This is a genomic window from Bradyrhizobium sp. LB8.2 (assembly GCF_040548035.1).
Classification (GTDB): Bacteria; Pseudomonadota; Alphaproteobacteria; order Rhizobiales; family Xanthobacteraceae; genus Bradyrhizobium.
Genome location: NZ_JBEPQV010000002.1, coordinates 258,893 through 277,070, shown reverse-complemented (window position 1 = coordinate 277,070; position 18,178 = coordinate 258,893). Strand labels below are relative to the sequence as shown.

At 63.9% G+C, this 18,178-nt stretch carries 18 protein-coding genes; 13 read left to right on the top strand and 5 right to left on the bottom strand.

Annotated elements, in window-relative coordinates; all coding sequences use genetic code 11:
• Positions 1–70: 70 nt before the first annotated feature.
• Together ABIB06_RS03655 and ABIB06_RS03650 are read left to right on the top strand one after the other, a co-directional pair.
• Complete coding sequence (locus tag ABIB06_RS03655) at positions 71–250, top strand: hypothetical protein (RefSeq protein ID WP_354044398.1); 180 nt, start codon at positions 71–73, stop codon at positions 248–250.
• A 130-nt stretch (positions 251–380) separates the two neighbouring features.
• Complete coding sequence (locus ABIB06_RS03650) at positions 381–1,439, top strand: YeiH family protein (RefSeq protein ID WP_354044394.1); 1,059 nt, start codon at positions 381–383, stop codon at positions 1,437–1,439.
• A 152-nt stretch (positions 1,440–1,591) separates the two neighbouring features.
• On the opposite strand, the gene ABIB06_RS03645 is transcribed toward ABIB06_RS03650, so the two are convergent.
• The 5 genes from ABIB06_RS03645 to ABIB06_RS03625 all read right to left on the bottom strand — a co-directional run bounded on the left by ABIB06_RS03645 (position 1,592) and on the right by ABIB06_RS03625 (position 6,150).
• Positions 1,592–2,464: an ABC transporter ATP-binding protein gene (locus tag ABIB06_RS03645; RefSeq protein ID WP_247350070.1), complete on the bottom strand. Its 873-nt coding sequence runs from the start codon at positions 2,462–2,464 to the stop codon at positions 1,592–1,594.
• Positions 2,461–3,330 carry an ABC transporter permease gene (locus ABIB06_RS03640; RefSeq protein ID WP_354044388.1) on the bottom strand — a complete coding sequence of 290 codons (870 nt, stop codon included), beginning with the start codon at positions 3,328–3,330 and terminating at the stop codon, positions 2,461–2,463. The genes ABIB06_RS03645 and ABIB06_RS03640 overlap by 4 nt, the downstream gene beginning before the upstream one ends.
• Positions 3,331–3,365: 35 nt before the next feature.
• Positions 3,366–4,787, bottom strand: a complete 1,422-nt coding sequence (locus ABIB06_RS03635) for an ABC transporter substrate-binding protein (RefSeq protein WP_354044385.1) — start codon at positions 4,785–4,787, stop codon at positions 3,366–3,368.
• A gap of 165 nt (positions 4,788–4,952) precedes the next feature.
• Positions 4,953–5,726, bottom strand: a complete 774-nt coding sequence (locus ABIB06_RS03630) for a Crp/Fnr family transcriptional regulator (protein WP_354044381.1) — start codon at positions 5,724–5,726, stop codon at positions 4,953–4,955.
• 127 nt (positions 5,727–5,853) lie between these two features.
• Positions 5,854–6,150: a gamma-butyrobetaine hydroxylase-like domain-containing protein gene (locus ABIB06_RS03625; RefSeq protein WP_354044378.1), complete on the bottom strand. Its 297-nt coding sequence runs from the start codon at positions 6,148–6,150 to the stop codon at positions 5,854–5,856.
• Between the two features lie 207 nt (positions 6,151–6,357).
• Between ABIB06_RS03625 and ABIB06_RS03620 the strand changes: the two genes are divergently transcribed.
• The 11 genes from ABIB06_RS03620 to ABIB06_RS03570 all read left to right on the top strand — a co-directional run bounded on the left by ABIB06_RS03620 (position 6,358) and on the right by ABIB06_RS03570 (position 18,176).
• The gene (locus tag ABIB06_RS03620) at positions 6,358–7,131 is read left to right on the top strand and encodes a ferredoxin--NADP reductase (protein ID WP_354044374.1); all 774 of its coding nucleotides are present in this window, start codon (positions 6,358–6,360) and stop codon (positions 7,129–7,131) included.
• 104 nt (positions 7,132–7,235) lie between these two features.
• Positions 7,236–8,978 carry a fumarate reductase/succinate dehydrogenase flavoprotein subunit gene (locus ABIB06_RS03615; RefSeq protein WP_247350080.1) on the top strand — a complete coding sequence of 581 codons (1,743 nt, stop codon included), beginning with the start codon at positions 7,236–7,238 and terminating at the stop codon, positions 8,976–8,978.
• Positions 8,979–9,007: 29 nt separating this feature from the next.
• Positions 9,008–9,241, top strand: coding sequence for a 4Fe-4S dicluster domain-containing protein (locus ABIB06_RS03610; protein ID WP_008141081.1), 234 nt, complete (start codon positions 9,008–9,010; stop codon positions 9,239–9,241).
• Between the two features lie 2 nt (positions 9,242–9,243).
• Positions 9,244–10,221, top strand: a complete 978-nt coding sequence (locus ABIB06_RS03605) for a HEAT repeat domain-containing protein (RefSeq protein WP_354044368.1) — start codon at positions 9,244–9,246, stop codon at positions 10,219–10,221.
• Between the two features lie 110 nt (positions 10,222–10,331).
• Complete coding sequence (locus tag ABIB06_RS03600) at positions 10,332–11,504, top strand: fumarylacetoacetate hydrolase family protein (RefSeq protein WP_354044364.1); 1,173 nt, start codon at positions 10,332–10,334, stop codon at positions 11,502–11,504.
• Positions 11,505–11,882: 378 nt separating this feature from the next.
• Positions 11,883–12,848 carry a galactofuranose ABC transporter, galactofuranose-binding protein YtfQ gene (ytfQ, locus tag ABIB06_RS03595; protein WP_247350085.1) on the top strand — a complete coding sequence of 322 codons (966 nt, stop codon included), beginning with the start codon at positions 11,883–11,885 and terminating at the stop codon, positions 12,846–12,848.
• Between the two features lie 121 nt (positions 12,849–12,969).
• Complete coding sequence (locus tag ABIB06_RS03590; RefSeq protein ID WP_354044574.1) at positions 12,970–14,514, top strand: sugar ABC transporter ATP-binding protein; 1,545 nt, start codon at positions 12,970–12,972, stop codon at positions 14,512–14,514.
• Positions 14,511–15,503: an ABC transporter permease gene (locus tag ABIB06_RS03585; protein ID WP_354044358.1), complete on the top strand. Its 993-nt coding sequence runs from the start codon at positions 14,511–14,513 to the stop codon at positions 15,501–15,503. Before ABIB06_RS03590 ends, ABIB06_RS03585 begins: the two co-directional genes overlap by 4 nt.
• Positions 15,500–16,480, top strand: coding sequence for a galactofuranose ABC transporter, permease protein YjfF (gene yjfF, locus ABIB06_RS03580; RefSeq protein ID WP_247350087.1), 981 nt, complete (start codon positions 15,500–15,502; stop codon positions 16,478–16,480). The genes ABIB06_RS03585 and yjfF overlap by 4 nt, the downstream gene beginning before the upstream one ends.
• A complete protein-coding gene (locus ABIB06_RS03575; RefSeq protein WP_354044353.1) occupies positions 16,477–17,253 on the top strand; it encodes a FadR/GntR family transcriptional regulator in 777 nt (258 codons plus the stop codon). Before yjfF ends, ABIB06_RS03575 begins: the two co-directional genes overlap by 4 nt.
• Positions 17,250–18,176, top strand: a complete 927-nt coding sequence (locus ABIB06_RS03570) for a Gfo/Idh/MocA family protein (protein ID WP_354044350.1) — start codon at positions 17,250–17,252, stop codon at positions 18,174–18,176. Before ABIB06_RS03575 ends, ABIB06_RS03570 begins: the two co-directional genes overlap by 4 nt.
• Positions 18,177–18,178 lie beyond the last annotated feature (2 nt).

Genomic DNA, 18,178 nt, shown 5'->3' with positions numbered 1-18,178 from the left:
ATTTCCTTCAGAAATCGATGGATCGACGGCTATGGAACGCACTGGATTTGAGCCTTTCGGCGAGCAGTTGGTGTCCGCAACGGACACCCAGCCGCGCTCGCGCGGGTCAAAGCTGCTCCTGCGGGTTGGCACCGGCCTGTTCTGGTCGCTGGTCGCCGGCATCGTGCTCGCGCGTGCGGCCTACTTCGAGCCCGGCGTCTATGAGGGCTTCAGCCGCGTTGCCTCGCTGACCAAAAACCTGTTCTTCTGAAGGCTGCCTGATCTTGCGAGCCGTCTATTCCAGGCTGAGGATAGAACTTTCCCTCGGCCCTGATATGTCGAAAACTTATTCCCCAACGAAGCGGCGCTGCGTATAAATCCTTCTCCTCGGGGAGAGATTTGTGTCGCAGAATCAAGCATCCAGCCCAGCCGACGCCAAGCCGTCTACGGCCATTGGCCGTATCGTCGCGCTGCTTCCGGGTATCCTTCTCTGCATCGTCGTGGCCGGTGTCTCGGCCCTGCTGGAGCGGGCCGAGCTGGGCGTGTTCGAGCATCCCTATGTCGAGGCGCTGGTGATGGCGATTCTGCTTGGGATGGCGCTGCGCAGTTTCTGGAAGCCCGCGCCGCGCTGGCAGGCGGGCATCGCATTCAGCGCCAAGCAGCTGCTCGAAATCGCTGTGATGCTGCTGGGGGCCTCGATCAGCTTTGCAGCCATCGCAGCGTCCGGCGTCGCGCTGTTGGCATCGATCGCAGCGGTCGTCGTGGTCGCGCTCAGCGTCTCCTTCGGCATCAGCCGCCTGCTTGGTCTCTCGACGCGGCTCTCGATCCTGATCGCCTGCGGTAACTCCATCTGCGGCAATTCAGCGATTGCAGCGGTGGCGCCGATCATCGGCGCCAGCAATGACGAGATCGCATCCTCGATCTCCTTCACCGCGATCCTCGGCGTGATGATGGTGCTCGGCCTGCCACTGCTGATTCCGCTGCTTCAGCTGTCGGCCACGCAATACGGCATCCTCGCAGGCCTGACCGTCTATGCCGTGCCGCAGGTGCTGGCCGCGACGGTGCCGGCGGGACTTATCTCGACGCAGATCGGCACGCTCGTGAAACTGATGCGCGTCCTGATGCTCGGACCGGTCGTTGTCGGCCTCTCGCTGACGGCCTCGCGCTGGCAGAGCGACGCCAAGAAGACCAATGTCGGCTTCTTCCGCCTGGTCCCGTGGTTCATCCTCGGCTTCCTCGTGCTCGCGACCCTGCGCTCGCTCGAGATCGTGCCGTCCACGGTGGTTGCCCCGATCACGCGGATCACGGGTTTTCTCACGGTGGTGTCGATGGCCGCGCTTGGCCTCGGCGTCGATGTGAAGGTGCTTGCCAATGTCGGGGGACGGGTGACGGCGGCCGTGACGCTGTCGCTGATGCTGCTGCTCGGCATCAGCATCGCGCTGGTGCACTGGTTCAAGTGAGGGCTGAGGCTCGCGAGCACCCGAAGCTGCTGTAGGGTAGGCAAAGGCGCGTAAGCGCCGTGCCCACCATCCTTCGACAATCGCGATAGTGGTGGGCACGTTCCGCTTTGCCCCCTACGAAACTGCCTTTCCGGCAAGCCGGGCTAGGTGGATCAAATCACATCCGCGAGCGAATGCCCGTGCAGCTCGATGTTGAGCCCCTGCATGCCCATGTCGTTGAGCTCGCCGCCCATTGCCTTGATGCTTTCCTCGCGGATCAGCGACATCAGCCCGCGGCGTAGCGCCAGGAATTCCGACGACATCATCATCGACTGCTGCCGCGGCCGCTCCAGCGGGATCGGAATCTCCGCCTTGATCGAGCCGGGGCGCGCGGTCATGCAATAGACGCGGTCGGACAGAAAGATCGCCTCGTCGATGTCGTGGGTGACGAACAGCACTGAGATCTTCAGCCGCTGCCACATGTTGGTAAGGATTTGCTGCATGATGACGCGCGTCTGCGCGTCGAGCGCGCCGAAGGGCTCGTCCAGCAGCAGCACCTTTGGTCCCGTCGCGAGCGCGCGGACAATGCCGACACGCTGCTTCATTCCGCCGGAAAGCTTTTCCGGATAATGCTTCTCGAAGGCTTCGAGGCCCGCAAGCCCGAGCAACGTCCGCGCGGCGCGCTCGCGCTGCGAACGCGGCATGCCGCGCATCTTCAGGCCGAACTCGACATTCTCCCGCACGGTTTTCCAGGGAAACAGCGAATATTGCTGGAACACCATGCCGCGCTCGGCGCTGGGGCCGTTCACCTTCTCGCCGTCGACGGTGACGATGCCCGTGGTCGGCTTGAGGAAGCCCGCGACCGCGTTGAGCAGCGTCGACTTTCCACAACCGGAGGGCCCGACGATCGAGACGAACTCGCCAGGCTTCACATGGATCTGGGTGTCGGTGACCGCTTCGACCGGCCCCTCGATGCTATCGTAGCTGAGGGAGAAGTTCCTGACCTCGATATGGCCTTGCGGTGCTTTGACGACGATCTCGCTCATCTTGATCTCCATGGCATTGCCAATTGTCCGGCCCCCCGGATCAACATGCTCGATCCGAGGCCGAGCACGCCGATCGCGATCATGCCGAGTGCGATGTCGGCATACTGGACCAGCGAATAGGCCTCCCAGGTGAAGTAACCGATGCCGTATTGTCCCGAGATCATCTCGGCGGCGATCAGCGACACCCATGCCACGCCCATGCCCACGGTGAGGCCGGTGAAGATGTGCGGGAGCGAGGCCGGAAAATACACATCGCGGAAGATCCAGCGCTCCCGCGCGCCGAGACATTGCGCGGCGCGCACCAGCACGGGATCGACCAGCGACATGCCGTGCAGCGTGTTGACCAGGATCGGGAAGAACGATCCGAGGAAGGTGATGTAGACGATGCTTTGCTCGTTGGTCGGCCACAGCATGATCGCCATCGGCACCCAGGCGATCGCCGGGATCGGCCGCAGCACCTCCGCCACGGGGAAGATGATCTCATGGACAAGCTTGAAGCGGCCCATGATCAGGCCGAGCGGCACGGCGACGATCGCTGCGAGCGAAAAGCCGAAGAAGATGCGTCGGCAGCTCAAGAGCACGTGCAGCAGGAATTTCGGATCGTGGATCGCCTTAGCAAAGCTGGCATAGACCGCGAGCGGCGAGGGCACGTTGGTGAAGCGCACAAAGAACACGACGCGATAGGTCGTGAGCAGGTGCCAGACCAGCAGGAAAGCCAGCAGCGAGATGATGCCGATCGCGGTTGCACGCAGCCCGTCCCGGTTGAGCCGGTACCAGCGCAGCGCCAGCGTGCCGAAGGAGGGCGGTGCCGCGGGTGGAGTGGTGGCGGGCACGGAGGTCGTTTCCGCGGTTGCACTTGCCGGCATGCTGTGCTCGGAATGTCTGAGGAGGGCGGGACTGCTCACGTCTTGCCTCCGCCGACCGCCACCTTCACGGCATCGTCGAAGCCGAGCACCTTGCCGCTGATTTTCGCAGCGTAGGCTTCGGCGTCCTTCTTCAGCAGGAATGGCGCAACCTCGCCATTGCCGACTGCGAAGAAGGCCTGATCGGCGAACAGCTTGATGCCGCGGGTGGTATCGAAGAGGTAGGCGACGTTGATCTTCTTGCCCTTGGCCTTGAAGTCGGCATAGGCGCCGAGCGTGCAGGCGGCCGACGCGAAGGGCAGAATGCCTGAATCGTCGATCCATATCTCGCCGGCCTTGCGCGGATCGGCGATCGATTTCTTGCAGAAAGCGTCTTCGCCGGAGATCTCGTAATTTTTGGTGCTGGCGAGCTGCGCGTCGTAGTCGAGCTTCATCTCGGCATAGGCCTTGCGGATGTAGCTGTCGTCGACCCATTTTTTGGGATCGAACTCCTTCATGCGACCGAGGTTCTGCAGCACCTTGACGTCGGCGGTGGCGGCATCGATCAGCGCCGGCTTGACGGTGGGATCGGTGGTCATGTTGCCGCCGGGCCCCAGGAAGATGTAGACGACTTCCTTGTTGATGCCGGTCCATTCCTGGATTTTTTCGGCAGCAAGCTTGGGATCGTCGCGCAGCCACTGGTTGGCGGCGATCAGAGCCTTGAAATATGCGACGACGACCTCTGGATATTTCTCCGCGAAGTCGGTGCGGACCACAATGCCGTGGAAGGTCGGCAGATTGGTCTCGACGCCGTCAAAGATCTTTCGCGCAAAGCCGCGGAACGGCAGCAGCTCGGCGAAGGGGACGAAGTCGGCATGCGCGTCGATCTTCTTCTCCTGGAGATTGGTCGAGCCGACCTCCGGGCTCTGGCTGACGAGCTGGAAGAAATCGGAGGTGTAGCCGCGGTCCTGCATCGCCTTCAGCACCATGCCGTGCGCGGCGGAGCCGAACGGCACGCTGACGAGCTTGCCCTTGAGATCGGCGAGATCGTAGTAGGGCGAATCCTTGTGAACGACGATGCCGTTGCCTGAGCCGGACAGGCTGTAGGCGGCGATGCCGATCAGCCGGCTCTTGCTCTCCGGATTGCTGTCGAAGGTGAAGCCGTTCACGATCAGCGGATAGTCGCCCATCATGCCGATCTGGAGCTTGTTCGCCATCATCGCGTTGGTGACGGGTGGGCCGGAGGTGAAGTTCTGCCACTCCAGCTCGAACTTGATGTTGGCGTATTTGCCGTCCTTCGGGAGATATTTTTCGAGGAGATGGAGCTGGCGGATGACGACGCCGGCGGTCACCGTGTTGGTGGTGGTATCCTGCGTTCCGATGCCGAGCGTGACGGTTTCCGCCGAGGCCGGCTGCGCGAGGAGAAGCGCCAGCGACGTCACAGGCATCGTGATCGAGTGCGTGGAAAGACGGCGGACCATTCTCATCCTCATTCGGTTGGATGTGCTGTGGTTGCCATGATTGGGTGAGGGCGCCGACAGGGCAAATCCGGAATGTCCGCCGCAGTCGATTAGTTGCCGGGAAAAGCGGATTGCATACTCCTTGAGCAGTCCTGCACTATAAAGCCGCTTGCCTGGGCATCGGCCCTAGTCAGATCCTTGCCCCCGCATCTCTTCCAGCACGTCGGGCCGGCAGACCACGATCTGCGAGCGCTTGGTCAGCACGATTCCCTTCTCCTGCATGCGCTTCAGGCTGATCGTGACCCATTGCCTGGTCGCGCCGACCATGTGGGCGATATCGGCGTGGGTGAAGGCGGCCGCGATCACCCGGCCGTCGGCGTCCTCGACGCCGTAGAGATCGACGAGATGCAGCAGGAGATGCGCAAGGCGCTGTGTGATCGAGCGCGTTCCCAGCATCTGGGCCAGCGCCGAATAGCACTTGCCCTTGAAGGTCAGGCCCTCGATCAGGCCGATCGCAAGGTTCGGGATCTCTACGGCAAGGGACCGTAGCTCCTTTCCGGGCAGATGCACCACGCTGCAATTGCTGGATGCAACGCCGGACCATTGATGCACGGTGCCCTCGAACACTTCGGGCCCGCCGACGAAATTGCCAACATGCCAGTAAGCCAGCGTGATCTCGCGGCCGAGAGGGGAGGTGTAGAACACCCGGATACGGCCGCTCTCGATCAGCCAGATGCCGTCATGCTTGCCGCCCTGGCTGAACAGCGTCTGGCCGCGGTTGAGCACTTTTCGGCGGCCCTGTCTCAGCACCAGCTCCCGCTCGCGCTGGCTGAGCTTGTCCATCAACGGCGGCGGTCCGCCGATCCATTGCTGGTTTTCGGTGAGCAGCAGCGAGGAACTGCCGGCAGGCCGGACTGCCGGGGGACCAGCCCCCCGAACCGCATTCGCCGCCTGCAACATCGTCTGCCTCCGGAACGTTGAAATCGTTCTAAAGAGGAGCAATGTCCGTGCCAGATAGGGCGAGGAACCGTGTGATGTGCATGAAGCCGTCGTCCTGGCGAAGGCCAGGACGACAGCGAGTATGGGCCTAGCGCCCCGCCAGGCTCAACAGATACGGCTTGGGGTAAATCCCCCGGTTGTGCCCATCCGAAAACGAGATGTTCAGCCCATAACCGAGATCGCCGATCTCAGTGATCGCGATGCCCGGAAACCGCTCTGGGAAGCGGCCGTCGAAGCGGGCGCGGGTGCAGTGGGCGCATTTGCAGGAGAGGCGGAGTGTTTCCGCGGGCAAGTCCAGCGCGTCGTCCCCAGCGGTGCGAACACGGAGCGTGGCGAGGTCGGCGCTTGCTTCGTAATCTGCCACGGTCGGTGCCACCAAGGTCATGACGCATCTCCAACCTCTCTCTATGTCGTCGTGACGCCACCGCGATAGCAACTAATTGCCTGCGCAAGCGCGCGGCGCTGTTCTTGGTCGCCTGTACTTCAATCATCGCCCGCGAAATGTGAAACTAATCGACCGGGAATTTCAGTTCGGCGTTGCCCGATTCCGTTCTCTCCGAAACCTTGTGCCCAATCGAGGTCAGGAGAGACAATGAGCGCATTTCAGAAGGAAACGGTTTTGTCGGTCAGGCACTGGACCGAGTCCCTGTTCAGCTTCACCGCGACGCGCGATCCCGGCTTCCGCTTCCAGAACGGCCAGTTCGCGATGATCGGACTAGAAGTCGAGGGCAAGCCGTTGCTGCGAGCCTACAGCATGGCCAGCGCCAATCACGAGGAGGCGCTCGAGTTCTTCTCGATCAAGGTGCAAGACGGACCGCTGACCTCTCGGCTCCAGAAGATCAGGGAAGGCGACATCATTCTGGTCGGCCGCAAGGCGACGGGCACGCTGATCACGGGCAATCTCATTCCCGGCAAGCGCCTGTTGCTGCTCTCGACCGGAACGGGGCTTGCGCCGTTCGCCAGCCTGATCAAGGACCCCGACGTCTACGAGAACTACGAGACCATCGTGCTCGCCCATGGCTGCCGCCAGGTCTCCGAGCTCTCCTATGGCGAGCACCTCGTCGAATGCCTGCGCGATCACGAGTTTTTCGGGCCGCTGATCCGCGACAAGCTCGTCTACTACCCGACCGTCACCCGCGAGCCGTTCAGGAATCGGGGCCGCATCAGCGACCTGATCGCCTCGAATCAACTCTTCGACGATATCGGGCAGTCGGGTCTCGATATCGAGACCGACCGCATCATGCTGTGCGGCAGCCCGGCGATGTTGGAGGAACTTCCCGCGATGCTTTCCGCGCGCGGGTTTGTCGAGGGCAATCACAGCCGGCCCGGCCATTTCGTGATCGAAAAGGCCTTCGTCGAGCGCTGATGCGCAAATCGCGTCCCGGCGACAACTAATTGCTATCGCCGGACGAGCCACTGAACAAATCTGATGCAAAGGCGCCGGACCTGCCGGTGAACCAGGAGCAAGCGATGGCACTAGATCAGATCGTGGACGGACTTTCGGAGGTTTCCTGCGATGTGCTCGTGATCGGCGGCGGCACCGCCGGCCCGATGGCGGCGCTGAAGGCGAAGCTGAAGAACCCGAAGGCCAATGTCGTCCTGCTCGAAAAGGCCAATGTCAAGCGTTCCGGCGCCATCTCGATGGGCATGGACGGGCTGAACAACGCCGTCATCCCCGGCTACGCGACGCCCGAGCAGTACACCAAGGAAATCACCATCGCCAATGACGGCATCGTCGATCAAAAGGCGGTCTATAAATACGCGCAGAACTGTTACAAGATCGTCGAGGAGCTCGACAGTTTCGGCATTCGCTTCCTGAAGAACGAGAACGGCGATTACGCCGTCAAGAAGGTGCATCATATCGGCAGCTACGTTCTGCCGATGCCGAACGGCGAGACCGTGAAGAAGGCGCTCTATCGCCAGCTTCGCCGCGCTCGCATCCTGATCTCCAACCGCTACATGGCGACGCGGCTGCTGAAGTCCGCTGATGGTCGTATCGCCGGCGCGATCAGCGTCAACACCCGCACGGCCGAAATCCTGGTGATCAAGGCCAAGTCGGTGATCCTCTGCATGGGCGCAGCCGGTCGCCTCGGTCTCCCGACCTCCGGTTACATGTTCGGCACTTACGAGAACGCCGCCAATTCCGGCGACGGTTATGCGATGGCCTATCATGCCGGCGCCGCGCTCGCGAACCTCGAATGCTACCAGATCAATCCGCTGATCAAGGACTATAACGGCCCGGCCTGCGCCTACGTCGCCGGTCCTTTCGGCGCCTTCACTGCCAACAACGAGGGATCGCGCTTCATCGAATGCGACTATTGGTCGGGGCAGATGATGCTGGAGTTCTACAATGAACTCCTGTCGGGCAAGGGTCCGGTGTTCCTCCAGCTCAAGCATCTGCATCCGAACACGATCGAGGAGATCGAAACCACGCTGCACAAGGTGGAGCGGCCGACGCGCGGCCTGTTCCAACAGGGGCGCGGCATCGACTACCGCAAAGAGTCGATCGAGATGCACATCTCCGAGATCGGCTTTTGCTCGGGTCACAGCGCCTCCGGCGTGTTCGTCGACGACAACGCGCGCACCACTGTGCCCGGCCTTTATGCCGCGGGCGACATGGCGAGCGTGCCGCACAACTACATGCTGGGCGCCTTCACCAACGGGGCGGTTGCCGGCATCGACGCGATGGAGTTTGCCGAGAACCACGACTTTGCGGAGTTCGATGCGGCCGATGTCGCCAGGGAACGCGACCGCGTGATGGCGCCGACCAAGCGCGAGGATGGCATTCCGCCGAACCAGATCGAGTACAAGACCCGGCGCCTGGTCAACGACTATCTCCAGCCGCCAAAAGTCACGCGCAAATACGAGCTCGGCATGCGCCGCCTCGCCGAGGCCCGCGAGGACATGCAGGAGCACATGATTGCGCGCAACGCGCATGAGCTGCTCCGCGCCCTCGAAGTGCAATCAATCATGGACTGTGCCGACATGGCTGTGCATGCCTCGCTTTACCGCGAGGAAAGTCGCTGGGGCCTCTATCATTGGCGCACGGATTTCCCGGAGAAGGACAACGAGAACTGGTTCTGCCACACGCTGCTGTCCAAGCAGAACGACAAGATGACCAGCGAGAAGCGTGCCGTGGAGCCCTACGTCGTGCCGATCGCCGACGACGAAAAGGATCTCTACGACAAGCAGCGCATTCGCGCCACAGCCTGACCCGCCGCACAAATAACAGGAGACATACGATGCCTCTCGCTTCCTATCAGACATCGGTTCCGGTGGTCGTTGACGACGCCAAATGCATCGCCGACAAGGGCTGCACCGTGTGCGTCGACGTCTGCCCGCTCGACGTGCTGCGCATCAGCGACATGACCGGCAAGGCCTACATGGCCTATGACGAATGCTGGTACTGCATGCCCTGCGAGGCGGATTGCCCGACCGGCGCCGTCACCGTCAACATTCCTTATCTGTTGAGGTGATCATGTCGAGCCCGTTCGAATCCTACGACGACCTCGAAGACGCCGACGAGCGTTTGCAGGCCGCAGATCCCGCCGAGCGCCGCGTCGCGATCATCGCGCTCGGCCATTCCGGCGATCCCGCAGCGGTCGGCCATCTCGCCAGCATGGTCGCCGATCCCGATGCCGGCGTGCGCCAGCAGGTGGCGATGGCGCTCGGCGAGTTCGACGGGCCGGAGGCCGCCAGTGCGCTGGTGAAGCTGCTGGTCGATCCCGAAAGGATCGTCGCCGCCGCCGCGGCCGACAGCATGGCCGAGTTCAAGGATCCAGCCTGCGCCGACATCATCCTGCCGCTGGTCAAGCATGCCCACGCCTTCGTGCGCATGAGCGCGTTGCGTGCGCTCAAGGAGCTGCGCTGCAAGGATACGTTGAAGCCGGCGCTGGAAGCGCTCCAGGATACGGACGCCGCCGTGCGCGTGCAGGCGATCGGTGTGATCGGTTTCCTCAAACTTGAGGAATCAATTCCGGCGCTGACCGCGCTGATCAACGATCCCGACGCGCATGTGCGCCGTGCTGCCGTCAGCGCACTCGCGTTCTCGCATCTGAAGCCTGCGGCGGAGACGATCACGCGTGCGCTGAAGGATTCGGACTGGATGGTGCGCGAGATGGCGGCGGAGACGCTGGGTCTCAACGTCAACGGTTCGATCGCCGCCGATCAACTGGTCGCTTCGCTCGGCGACGATTTCTGGCAGGTGCGGCTGAAGGCGATCCGCAGTCTTGGTCGAATGAAGATCGAGCGCGCGGTGCGCCCGATCGGCAATTGCGTCAATCACGAGCAAGCGAACTTGCGGAAGGAGGCGGCCGCGGCTCTCGGCGAGATCGCCCATCCCGACGGCGAAGCGTTCCTCGCCGTCATCGCCGATGATGCCGATCCCGATGTGCGCAAGAACGCGCGCTGGGCGCTGCAGCAGATCGCGGCCCGAAAGGCGCGGGCGGGGGCATAGAAGCGCGGCAGGCTGCCGCTCTGGACTTCCCGTCCCAGACGTTTATTGGTCTTCGCCAACATGATCGGCCTCTTCGAGCGCGGCCGATCCGAAAAGAGCGGGGACGCGCCATGACGACATTGACGGTTAAGGACCTTCTTCCCGAGGACGGCACGCGGGGAACGCTCGTCGGCCGCGTCTGGCTGCCGCAGGCGAATGGCCCGGCCGTGGTCGCCGTCCGCGCCGACGGTGTCTTCGACGTCACCGCGAAATTCCCGACCATCAGCGCGCTCTGCGAAGAGGACGAGCCGGCCAAGGCGCTTGCCGCGACCAGGGGTGAGCGCATCGGCGATCTCGATGCCATCGTCGCCAACACGGCGCCGGATCAGCGCGATTCGAAAATGCCGTGGCTGCTCGCGCCGGTCGATCTCCAGACCCTGAAGGCGGCCGGCGTCACCTTCGCCATCTCGATGCTGGAGCGCGTGATCGAGGAGCGGGCGAAAGGCAATCCGGCCTCGGCGGAAGCGATCCGGAAAGAAGTGACGCGGCTGATCGGAGACGATCTGTCAAAACTCAAGCCGGGCTCAGATCAGGCGATGCACCTGAAGCAGGTGCTGATCGACCAGAACGCCTGGAGCCAGTATCTCGAAGTCGGCATCGGCCCCGATGCAGAGGTTTTCACCAAGGCGCCGACCTTGTCCTCGGTCGGCACCGGCATGGATGCCGGGCTGCATCCGAAATCGACCTGGAACAATCCGGAGCCCGAGCTGGTGCTGTTCGTCTCCAGCCGCGGCAAGATCGTCGGCGGCGCGCTCGGCAACGACGTCAATCTGCGCGACTTCGAGGGCCGCTCGGCGCTGCTGTTGTCTAAGGCCAAGGACAACAACGCCTCCTGCGCGATCGGCCCGCTGCTGCGTCTGTTCGACGACAGTTTTTCGCTCGACGACGCGCGCAAGCTGGAGATCAGCCTGAACGTGAAAGGGGCGGACGGTTTTGTCCTCGACGGCCACTCCTCGATCAGCATGATCAGCCGCGATCCCACCGACCTGGTCGAGCAAACGATCGGCAAGGTGCATCAATACCCTGATGGCTTCGTACTGTTCCTCGGCACGATGTTCGCGCCGGTCAAGGATCGCGATGCTCCGGGGCAGGGGTTCACCCACAAGCGCGATGACATCGTCACGATCTCGGCGCCCCAGCTCGGCAAGCTCGTCAACCGCATGCGGACCAGCGACGAGTGCGAGCCCTGGACCTTTGGCATCGGTGCGCTGATGACGAATCTGGCGCAGCGGAAGCTGATCTAGCGCCGGCTTCGCTTCATCTCACTTGCGGGGCCTCATGGTTCGAGACGCGCCGCAAGCGGCGCTCCTCACCATGAGGTTCAGGATTTAGCTGCCAACATGAACCTCATCCTGAGGAGCCCGCAAACAGCGGGCGTCTCGAAGGATGGGCCGCACACATTCTTTTCATCTTCCCGTTGCATCCGCGGAACAAAATCGCGCTGGGCGTGTCATACGATGGCCCTCCCGCCGACTGCCGTGTTCAGCGCAAATAGTCAGATAATATGACTAGTCGGAACCAAACTTCCGTGAAATAGTCCCTCCCGCCGCCTCCAAGGGCGGTCTGCGGGTGCCATGCTACCAATCGGCGCGCCCGGATTAACATTTTGGGAGACACGCCTGATGATCCTCAAAGCCCTCTTTGCGGCCAGCGCGACCGCCGCGTTGCTGCTCGCGCTGCCGGCCAACGCCGCCGAACTCACCATCGGCTTCTCGCAGATCGGATCGGAATCCGGCTGGCGCGCGGCCGAGACGTCGGTCTCCAAGCAGGAGGCTACCAAGCGCAAGGTCAATCTCAAGATCGCCGACGCGCAGCAGAAGCAGGAGAACCAGATCAAGGCGATCCGCTCCTTCATCGCGCAGAACGTCGATGCGATCTTCCTCGCGCCGGTCGTCTCGACCGGCTGGGACTCGGTGCTGAAGGAAGCGAAGGAGGCCAAGATCCCGGTCGTGCTGCTCGACCGCGACATCGATCCCTCCGGCAAGGAGCTCTATCTCACCGCCGTGACCTCCGACAGCGTGCACGAAGGCGAGGTCGCCGGCGACTGGCTGGCGAAGACCGTCGGGGCCAAGGCCTGCAACATCGTCGAATTGCAGGGCACCGTCGGCGCCAGCGTGGCCGCCAATCGCAAGAAGGGTTTTGACGCCGCCATCGCCAAGCATGCGAACCTGAAGGTGGTGCGCAGCCAGACCGGCGACTTCACCCGCGCCAAGGGCAAGGAAGTGATGGAAAGCTTCATCAAGGCCGAAGGCGGCGGCAAGTCGATCTGCGCGGTCTATGCGCACAACGACGACATGATGGTCGGCGCCATCCAGGCGATGAAGGAAGCGGGCCTCAAGCCCGGCAAGGACATCCTCACCGTCTCGATCGACGCGGTCCCCGACATCTTCAAGGCGATGGTCGCAGGCGAAGCCAATGCCACGGTCGAGCTGACGCCGAACATGGCGGGTCCCGCCCTCGATGCCATCGCGGCGTTCAAGGATAAGGGCACGGTTCCGCCGAAATGGATCCAGACCGACTCGAAGCTCTACACGCCCACCGACGATCCGCAGAAGATCTACGACAGCAAGAAGGGCCTCGGTTACTGAGGCGAGTGCGTCGCCGGACGGCCGTGTTTCGGCAGTCCGGCGGCCCCCTTCGAAACCGCTGCGCGAACGGATAGGCTGGGTGTCCGCATCATCAGCGGGCGCCGGTGGGAGTGACGTCACGATGGAGAACAGCTCGGATTCTGCCGCTTCCCTGCTGGAGGTGCGCGGGATCAGCAAAAGTTTTGGTGCTGTGCATGCGTTGCAGGAGGTCGACTTCACGCTCCGCGCCGGCGAGATCCATGCGCTGCTCGGCGAGAACGGCGCCGGCAAATCTACGCTGATCAAGGTGATCACGGGCGTGTTCCCGCGCGATGCCGGCATCGTCAGGATCAGCGGCGAAGAGGTCGCGCCGCGCTCGGCCAAGGCCGCACTTCAGGCCGGCATTGCCACCGTCTATCAGGAAGTCAATTTGCTGCCGAACCTCTCGGTGGCGCAGAACCTGTTCCTCGATCGCCAGCCGATGCGCTTCGGCATCGTGCGCGAAGGCGAGGTGCGCCGTCGCGCGAAGACATTGCTCGCGGATTTCGGTCTCGATATCGATGTATCGGCGCCGCTCGGCAGCTATTCCGTCGCCGTGCAGCACGTCACCGCGATCGCGCGCGCCGTCGATCTCTCCGCACGCGTGCTGATCCTGGACGAGCCGACCGCGAGCCTCGACCGCCACGAGGTCGAGATCCTCTTTCGCATCATGCGCCAGCTCGCCAGGCGCGGTATCGGGATCGTTTTCGTCAGCCATTTTCTCGACCAGGTCTACGAGATCTCCGATCGCATCACAGTCTTGCGCAACGGCCGCCTGGTCGGCGAGCGCGAGACCGCGTCTCTGTCGCGGCTCGAGCTGATCCGGATGATGCTCGGCCGCGAGCTTGCGGAGACCACCAGCACCCGGGCATCGGCAGGCGCGCAGAAGACGCGTGACGTCTGTGCGAGCTTCGAGAATTACGGCAAGGCCGGCTACGTCGCGCCGTTCAATCTCGAGCTGCGCCACGGCGAGGTCGTCGGCCTCGCCGGTCTGCTTGGCTCCGGCCGAACCGAGACGGCGCGGCTGGTGTTCGGCGCCGAGCGCGCCGATCGCGGGCAGGCGAGAGTCGAAGGCGTGCCTGTCCGGCTTCAGTCGCCGCGCGATGGCGTGCGCCACGGCTTTGGCTATTGCCCGGAAGAGCGCAAGACCGACGGCATCGTCGCCGAGCTTACCGTGCGCGAGAACATCGTGCTCGCGCTCCAGGCCAAGCGTGGCCTACATCGGCCGCTGTCGCGCCGCGAGCAGGACGAGATCGCAAGCCGTTACGTCAAGATGCTCGACATCCGCCCGCCCGATCCGGAGCGTCCCGTCGGGCTGTTGTCCGGGGGCAATCAGCAAAAGGTGCTGCTGGCTCGCTGGCTTGCGACCTCGCCGCGGCTGCTCGTGCTGGACGAGCCGACCCGCGGCATCGACGTCGGTGCGCATGCCGAGATCATCCGCCTGATCCGCGAGCTCTGCGACGACGGGCTGGCGCTGCTCGTGATCTCCTCCGAGCTCGACGAGATCGTGACCTATTCCGATCGTGTGGTGGTGCTGCGCGATCGCGCCCATGTCGAGGAGCTCGCCGGCGAGGCTACCGACGTCGGCAGCATTCTCGCCGCCATCGCCGCCGACGGGGTCAGTGTCGCGCATGAGGGCCGGGCATGACAGCGCTGTTGCCGCGCCGCGGCCTTGCCCAGATCCTTGCGTTAATCGTTATCCTGGCGGTCGATCGTGTGGTGTCGCCGCAATTCTTCGACCTGCGTCTCCAGGACGGCCGTCTGTTCGGCAGCCTGATCGACGTGCTCAACCGTGGCACGCCGGTGGCGCTGCTCTCGCTCGGCATGGTGCTGGTGATTGCGACGCGCGGCATTGATCTCTCGGTCGGCGCGATCATGGCGATCTCTGGCGCGATCGCGGCGAGCCTCGCCGACAGCCATAGTCTGGCCGTGGTGCTGGCAGCCGCGCTCGGCGCGGGCTTGATCTGCGGCTTGTGGAACGGATTTCTCGTCGCGGTGCTCGGCATGCAGCCGATCGTCGCGACGTTGATCCTGATGGTGGCGGGACGCGGCATCGCGCAGCTCATCACCGAGGGTCGCATCGTGACCTTCTCCTCGCCCGATCTGGTCTGGCTCGGTAATGGCGCCATTCTTGGCGTGCCGGTGCCAGTCGCGGTTGCGTTGGGCATGCTGATCGTCACCGGCGCGGTGGTGCGCGGCTCGGCGCTCGGACTGCTGATCGAGGCCACCGGCGGCAATGCGCGGGCGAGCGAACTCGCTGGCGTCGGCACGCGCGCCATGATTTTGGCGGTCTATGTCTGGTGCGGTGTCTGTGCTGCGCTCGCCGGCGTGATCGCGGCTGCCGACATCATGGGCGCCGATGCCAACAATGCCGGCCTCTGGCTCGAGCTCGACGCGATCCTGGCCGTTGTGATCGGCGGCACCTCGCTGTTCGGCGGCCGCTTCAGCCTAATTCTTGCTGTGTTAGGTGCACTGATCATCCAGACCATGAACACCGGCATTTTGCTGTCGGGATATCCGCCGGAGTTCAATTTGCTGGTCAAGGCAGTGGTGGTGATCGCCGTGCTTCTGCTGCAATCACCGAAACTGTCCGGCGTTGCCGGTGTCGTGGCGCGGCTGCGGAGGGCAAAAGCTTGAAAGGCCTGCCGCCCGTCCTCATCACCGCCATCGTGCTCGTCGCGGGATTCGCGCTCTGCGCGGTGCAATTCCCCAACATCGCCTCGACTCGCGTGGTCGGCAATCTCCTCACCGATAATGCCTTCCTCGGCATCGTCGCGACCGGCATGACCTTCGTCATCATCTCCGGCGGCATCGATCTCTCGGTCGGCTCGGTGATCGGCTTTACCACTGTATTCGTCGCGCTGGCGATCGAGCGCTGGGGCGTTCCACCTCTCGTCGCCTTCGTCGCCATCCTCGCGCTCTCGGGAGCCTTTGGCGCGGCGATGGGCGCGATGATCCACGTCTTCGATCTGCCGCCTTTCATCGTGACGCTCGCCGGCATGTTCCTGGCCCGTGGCGCCAGCTTCCTGCTCTCGACGGAATCGGTGCCGATCACCGCGCCGGTCTATTCCACCGTGTCGGACTTCGCGCTGCGGCTACCCGGCGGCGGGCGCCTGACTGCGGTCGCGATCATCATGCTTACGATCGTGATCGGCGGCGCATTGCTGCTGCGTCTCACCCGGTTCGGCGCCAATGTCTATGCGCTCGGCGGCAGCCGGCAGGCCGCGAGCCTGATGGGCGTTGCCGTCGGCAGGATGACGGTGAAGATCTACATGCTGTCGAGCCTGCTGGCGGGCATCGCGGGCATCGTCTTCTCCTTCTACACCAGTGCGGGATACTCGCTTTCCGCCGTCGGCGTCGAGCTCGACAGCATTGCGGCGGTCGTGATCGGCGGCACGCTGCTCACCGGCGGGCAGGGCTCGGTGGTCGGCACCTTCCTCGGCGTGCTGATCCAGGGCATGATCCAGACCTACATCAATTTCGACGGGACGCTGTCGAGCTGGTGGACCAAGATCGCGACCGGCGTGCTGCTGTTCGCCTTCATCGCCTTGCAGCAGGGGCTGGTCGCGCTCGCGCGCCGGCCGGTGGCGAAGCGCGCGGGAGCCGTCTCATGACCTCGCGCATCGTCGTCATCCCGACGCGCCGGGCGCACTCCAATCACGCGGAGGTGGCGCGCTCGATCGGCGTCGACATCATCGCCGGGCGTTACGCGGAGGGGACAAGGCTTCCGGGTGATGCCGAGATGATCGCGATGTTCGGCGTGTCGCGGCCGGTGCTGCGCGAGAGCGTGAAGACGCTGGTCGCCAAGGGCCTGCTCACCACCAAGGCGAGGGTCGGCACTGTCGTGCGCGAGCGCGTCGCCTGGAACATGTTCGACGCCGACGTGCTGGCCTGGCATCTGGACGCCGGCATCGACAAGCGCTTCCTCAACGACCTCGCCGAGATCCGCCTTGCGGTCGAGCCGCGCGCGGCCGTGCTGGCAGCGGCGCAGCGGTCGGAGCAGGACTTGGCCGAGCTGCGTCGCTGCATGGAGCGGATGCGGGATGAGGCTTCCGATTCCGTCGGCTTTGCTGATGCCGACCTCGCGCTTCATGTCGCCGTGGCGCGTGCGTCCGGTAATCTGTTCATGCGCTCGATCGGGCACGTCATCGAGGCCGCCTTGCGCGCCTCGTTCCTGCTCAGCGCACCTGTCGAACCGGAGGACCGCGACACCGTGCTGCTCTGGCATCAGAAGATCGTCGATGCCATCGCGACGGGTGATGCCGCGACTGCCTCGGAGGCGATGGTCTACGTCATTCACAACGGCATGCGCCGCCATGAGGGTACAGTGACCGAGACTGTACCGGCCGAGGCGCTGCCGTCCGCGGACACTGGAGAGAGATCGTGACTGAACTTCGCATCGCCATCGTCGGCTTCGGCAAGATCGCGCGGGACCAGCATGTCGGCGCGATCGCCGCGGTGCCGGGTGCGACGCTCGCGGCCGTTGCCAGCCGCAACGCCTCGCTGCCGGGGCTGCCGCACTTTGCCACCATCGAGGAATTGCTGGAGAGGGGGCCGTCGATCGATGCGGTGTCGCTGTGCACGCCGCCGCAGGTGCGCCGCACCCAGGCTGCCTTGGCGCTCGCCGCCGGCAAGCATGTCATGCTGGAGAAGCCGCCCGGCACCGGCGTTGCCGAGCTCGATCCCTTGATCGCGATGGCGGCGGATGCGAAGCGCACACTGTTTGCGACCTGGCATTCGCGCCAAGCACCGGCCGTCGAGCCGGCGCGGCAATGGCTCGCCGCGCGGCGGATCGCCTCCGTGCACATCAACTGGAAAGAGGACGTCCGCGTCTGGCATCCCGGGCAGGCCTGGATCTGGGAGCCCGGCGGGCTCGGGGTGTTCGATCCCGGCATCAATGCGCTGTCGATCCTGACCAGGATCCTGCCGAAGCCGGTGTTCGTCACCGCGGCCGAGCTCGCCTTCCCCGCCAATTGCCAGGCGCCGATCGCCGCGAACCTGACGCTGGCCGATATTGATGGCCTGCGAGTTACCGCCGAGTTCGATTTCCGCCAGACCGGGCCGCAGAGCTGGGATATCCTCGTCGAAACCGACCAGGGCCGGATGACGCTATCCCGCGGCGGCCGGATCATGGCGATCGACGGCAAGACCGTTGCCGAGGCGCCCGATGAGGAATATCGGGAGCTGTACCGGCGCTTCGTCACGCTTGCCGCAACAGGTGCCCGCGACGTCGATCTGGCGCCGCTTCGTCTCGTCGCCGATGCCTTCCTGCTCGGCAGGCGCAATATCGTCGAACCATTTGTGGATTAGAC

Coding starts and splice junctions, on each gene's coding strand:
- ABIB06_RS03590 (WP_354044574.1), top strand. CDS start 12,970: ATGGAGAACAGCTCGGATTCTGCCGCTTCCCTGCTGGAGGTGCGCGGG.
- ABIB06_RS03600 (WP_354044364.1), top strand. CDS start 10,332: ATGACGACATTGACGGTTAAGGACCTTCTTCCCGAGGACGGCACGCGG.
- ABIB06_RS03630 (WP_354044381.1), bottom strand. CDS start 5,726: ATGTTGCAGGCGGCGAATGCGGTTCGGGGGGCTGGTCCCCCGGCAGTC.
- ABIB06_RS03575 (WP_354044353.1), top strand. CDS start 16,477: ATGACCTCGCGCATCGTCGTCATCCCGACGCGCCGGGCGCACTCCAAT.
- ABIB06_RS03585 (WP_354044358.1), top strand. CDS start 14,511: ATGACAGCGCTGTTGCCGCGCCGCGGCCTTGCCCAGATCCTTGCGTTA.
- ABIB06_RS03610 (WP_008141081.1), top strand. CDS start 9,008: ATGCCTCTCGCTTCCTATCAGACATCGGTTCCGGTGGTCGTTGACGAC.
- ABIB06_RS03625 (WP_354044378.1), bottom strand. CDS start 6,150: ATGACCTTGGTGGCACCGACCGTGGCAGATTACGAAGCAAGCGCCGAC.
- ABIB06_RS03615 (WP_247350080.1), top strand. CDS start 7,236: ATGGCACTAGATCAGATCGTGGACGGACTTTCGGAGGTTTCCTGCGAT.
- ytfQ (WP_247350085.1), top strand. CDS start 11,883: ATGATCCTCAAAGCCCTCTTTGCGGCCAGCGCGACCGCCGCGTTGCTG.
- ABIB06_RS03635 (WP_354044385.1), bottom strand. CDS start 4,787: ATGGTCCGCCGTCTTTCCACGCACTCGATCACGATGCCTGTGACGTCG.
- ABIB06_RS03620 (WP_354044374.1), top strand. CDS start 6,358: ATGAGCGCATTTCAGAAGGAAACGGTTTTGTCGGTCAGGCACTGGACC.
- ABIB06_RS03645 (WP_247350070.1), bottom strand. CDS start 2,464: ATGAGCGAGATCGTCGTCAAAGCACCGCAAGGCCATATCGAGGTCAGG.
- ABIB06_RS03605 (WP_354044368.1), top strand. CDS start 9,244: ATGTCGAGCCCGTTCGAATCCTACGACGACCTCGAAGACGCCGACGAG.
- ABIB06_RS03640 (WP_354044388.1), bottom strand. CDS start 3,330: ATGCCGGCAAGTGCAACCGCGGAAACGACCTCCGTGCCCGCCACCACT.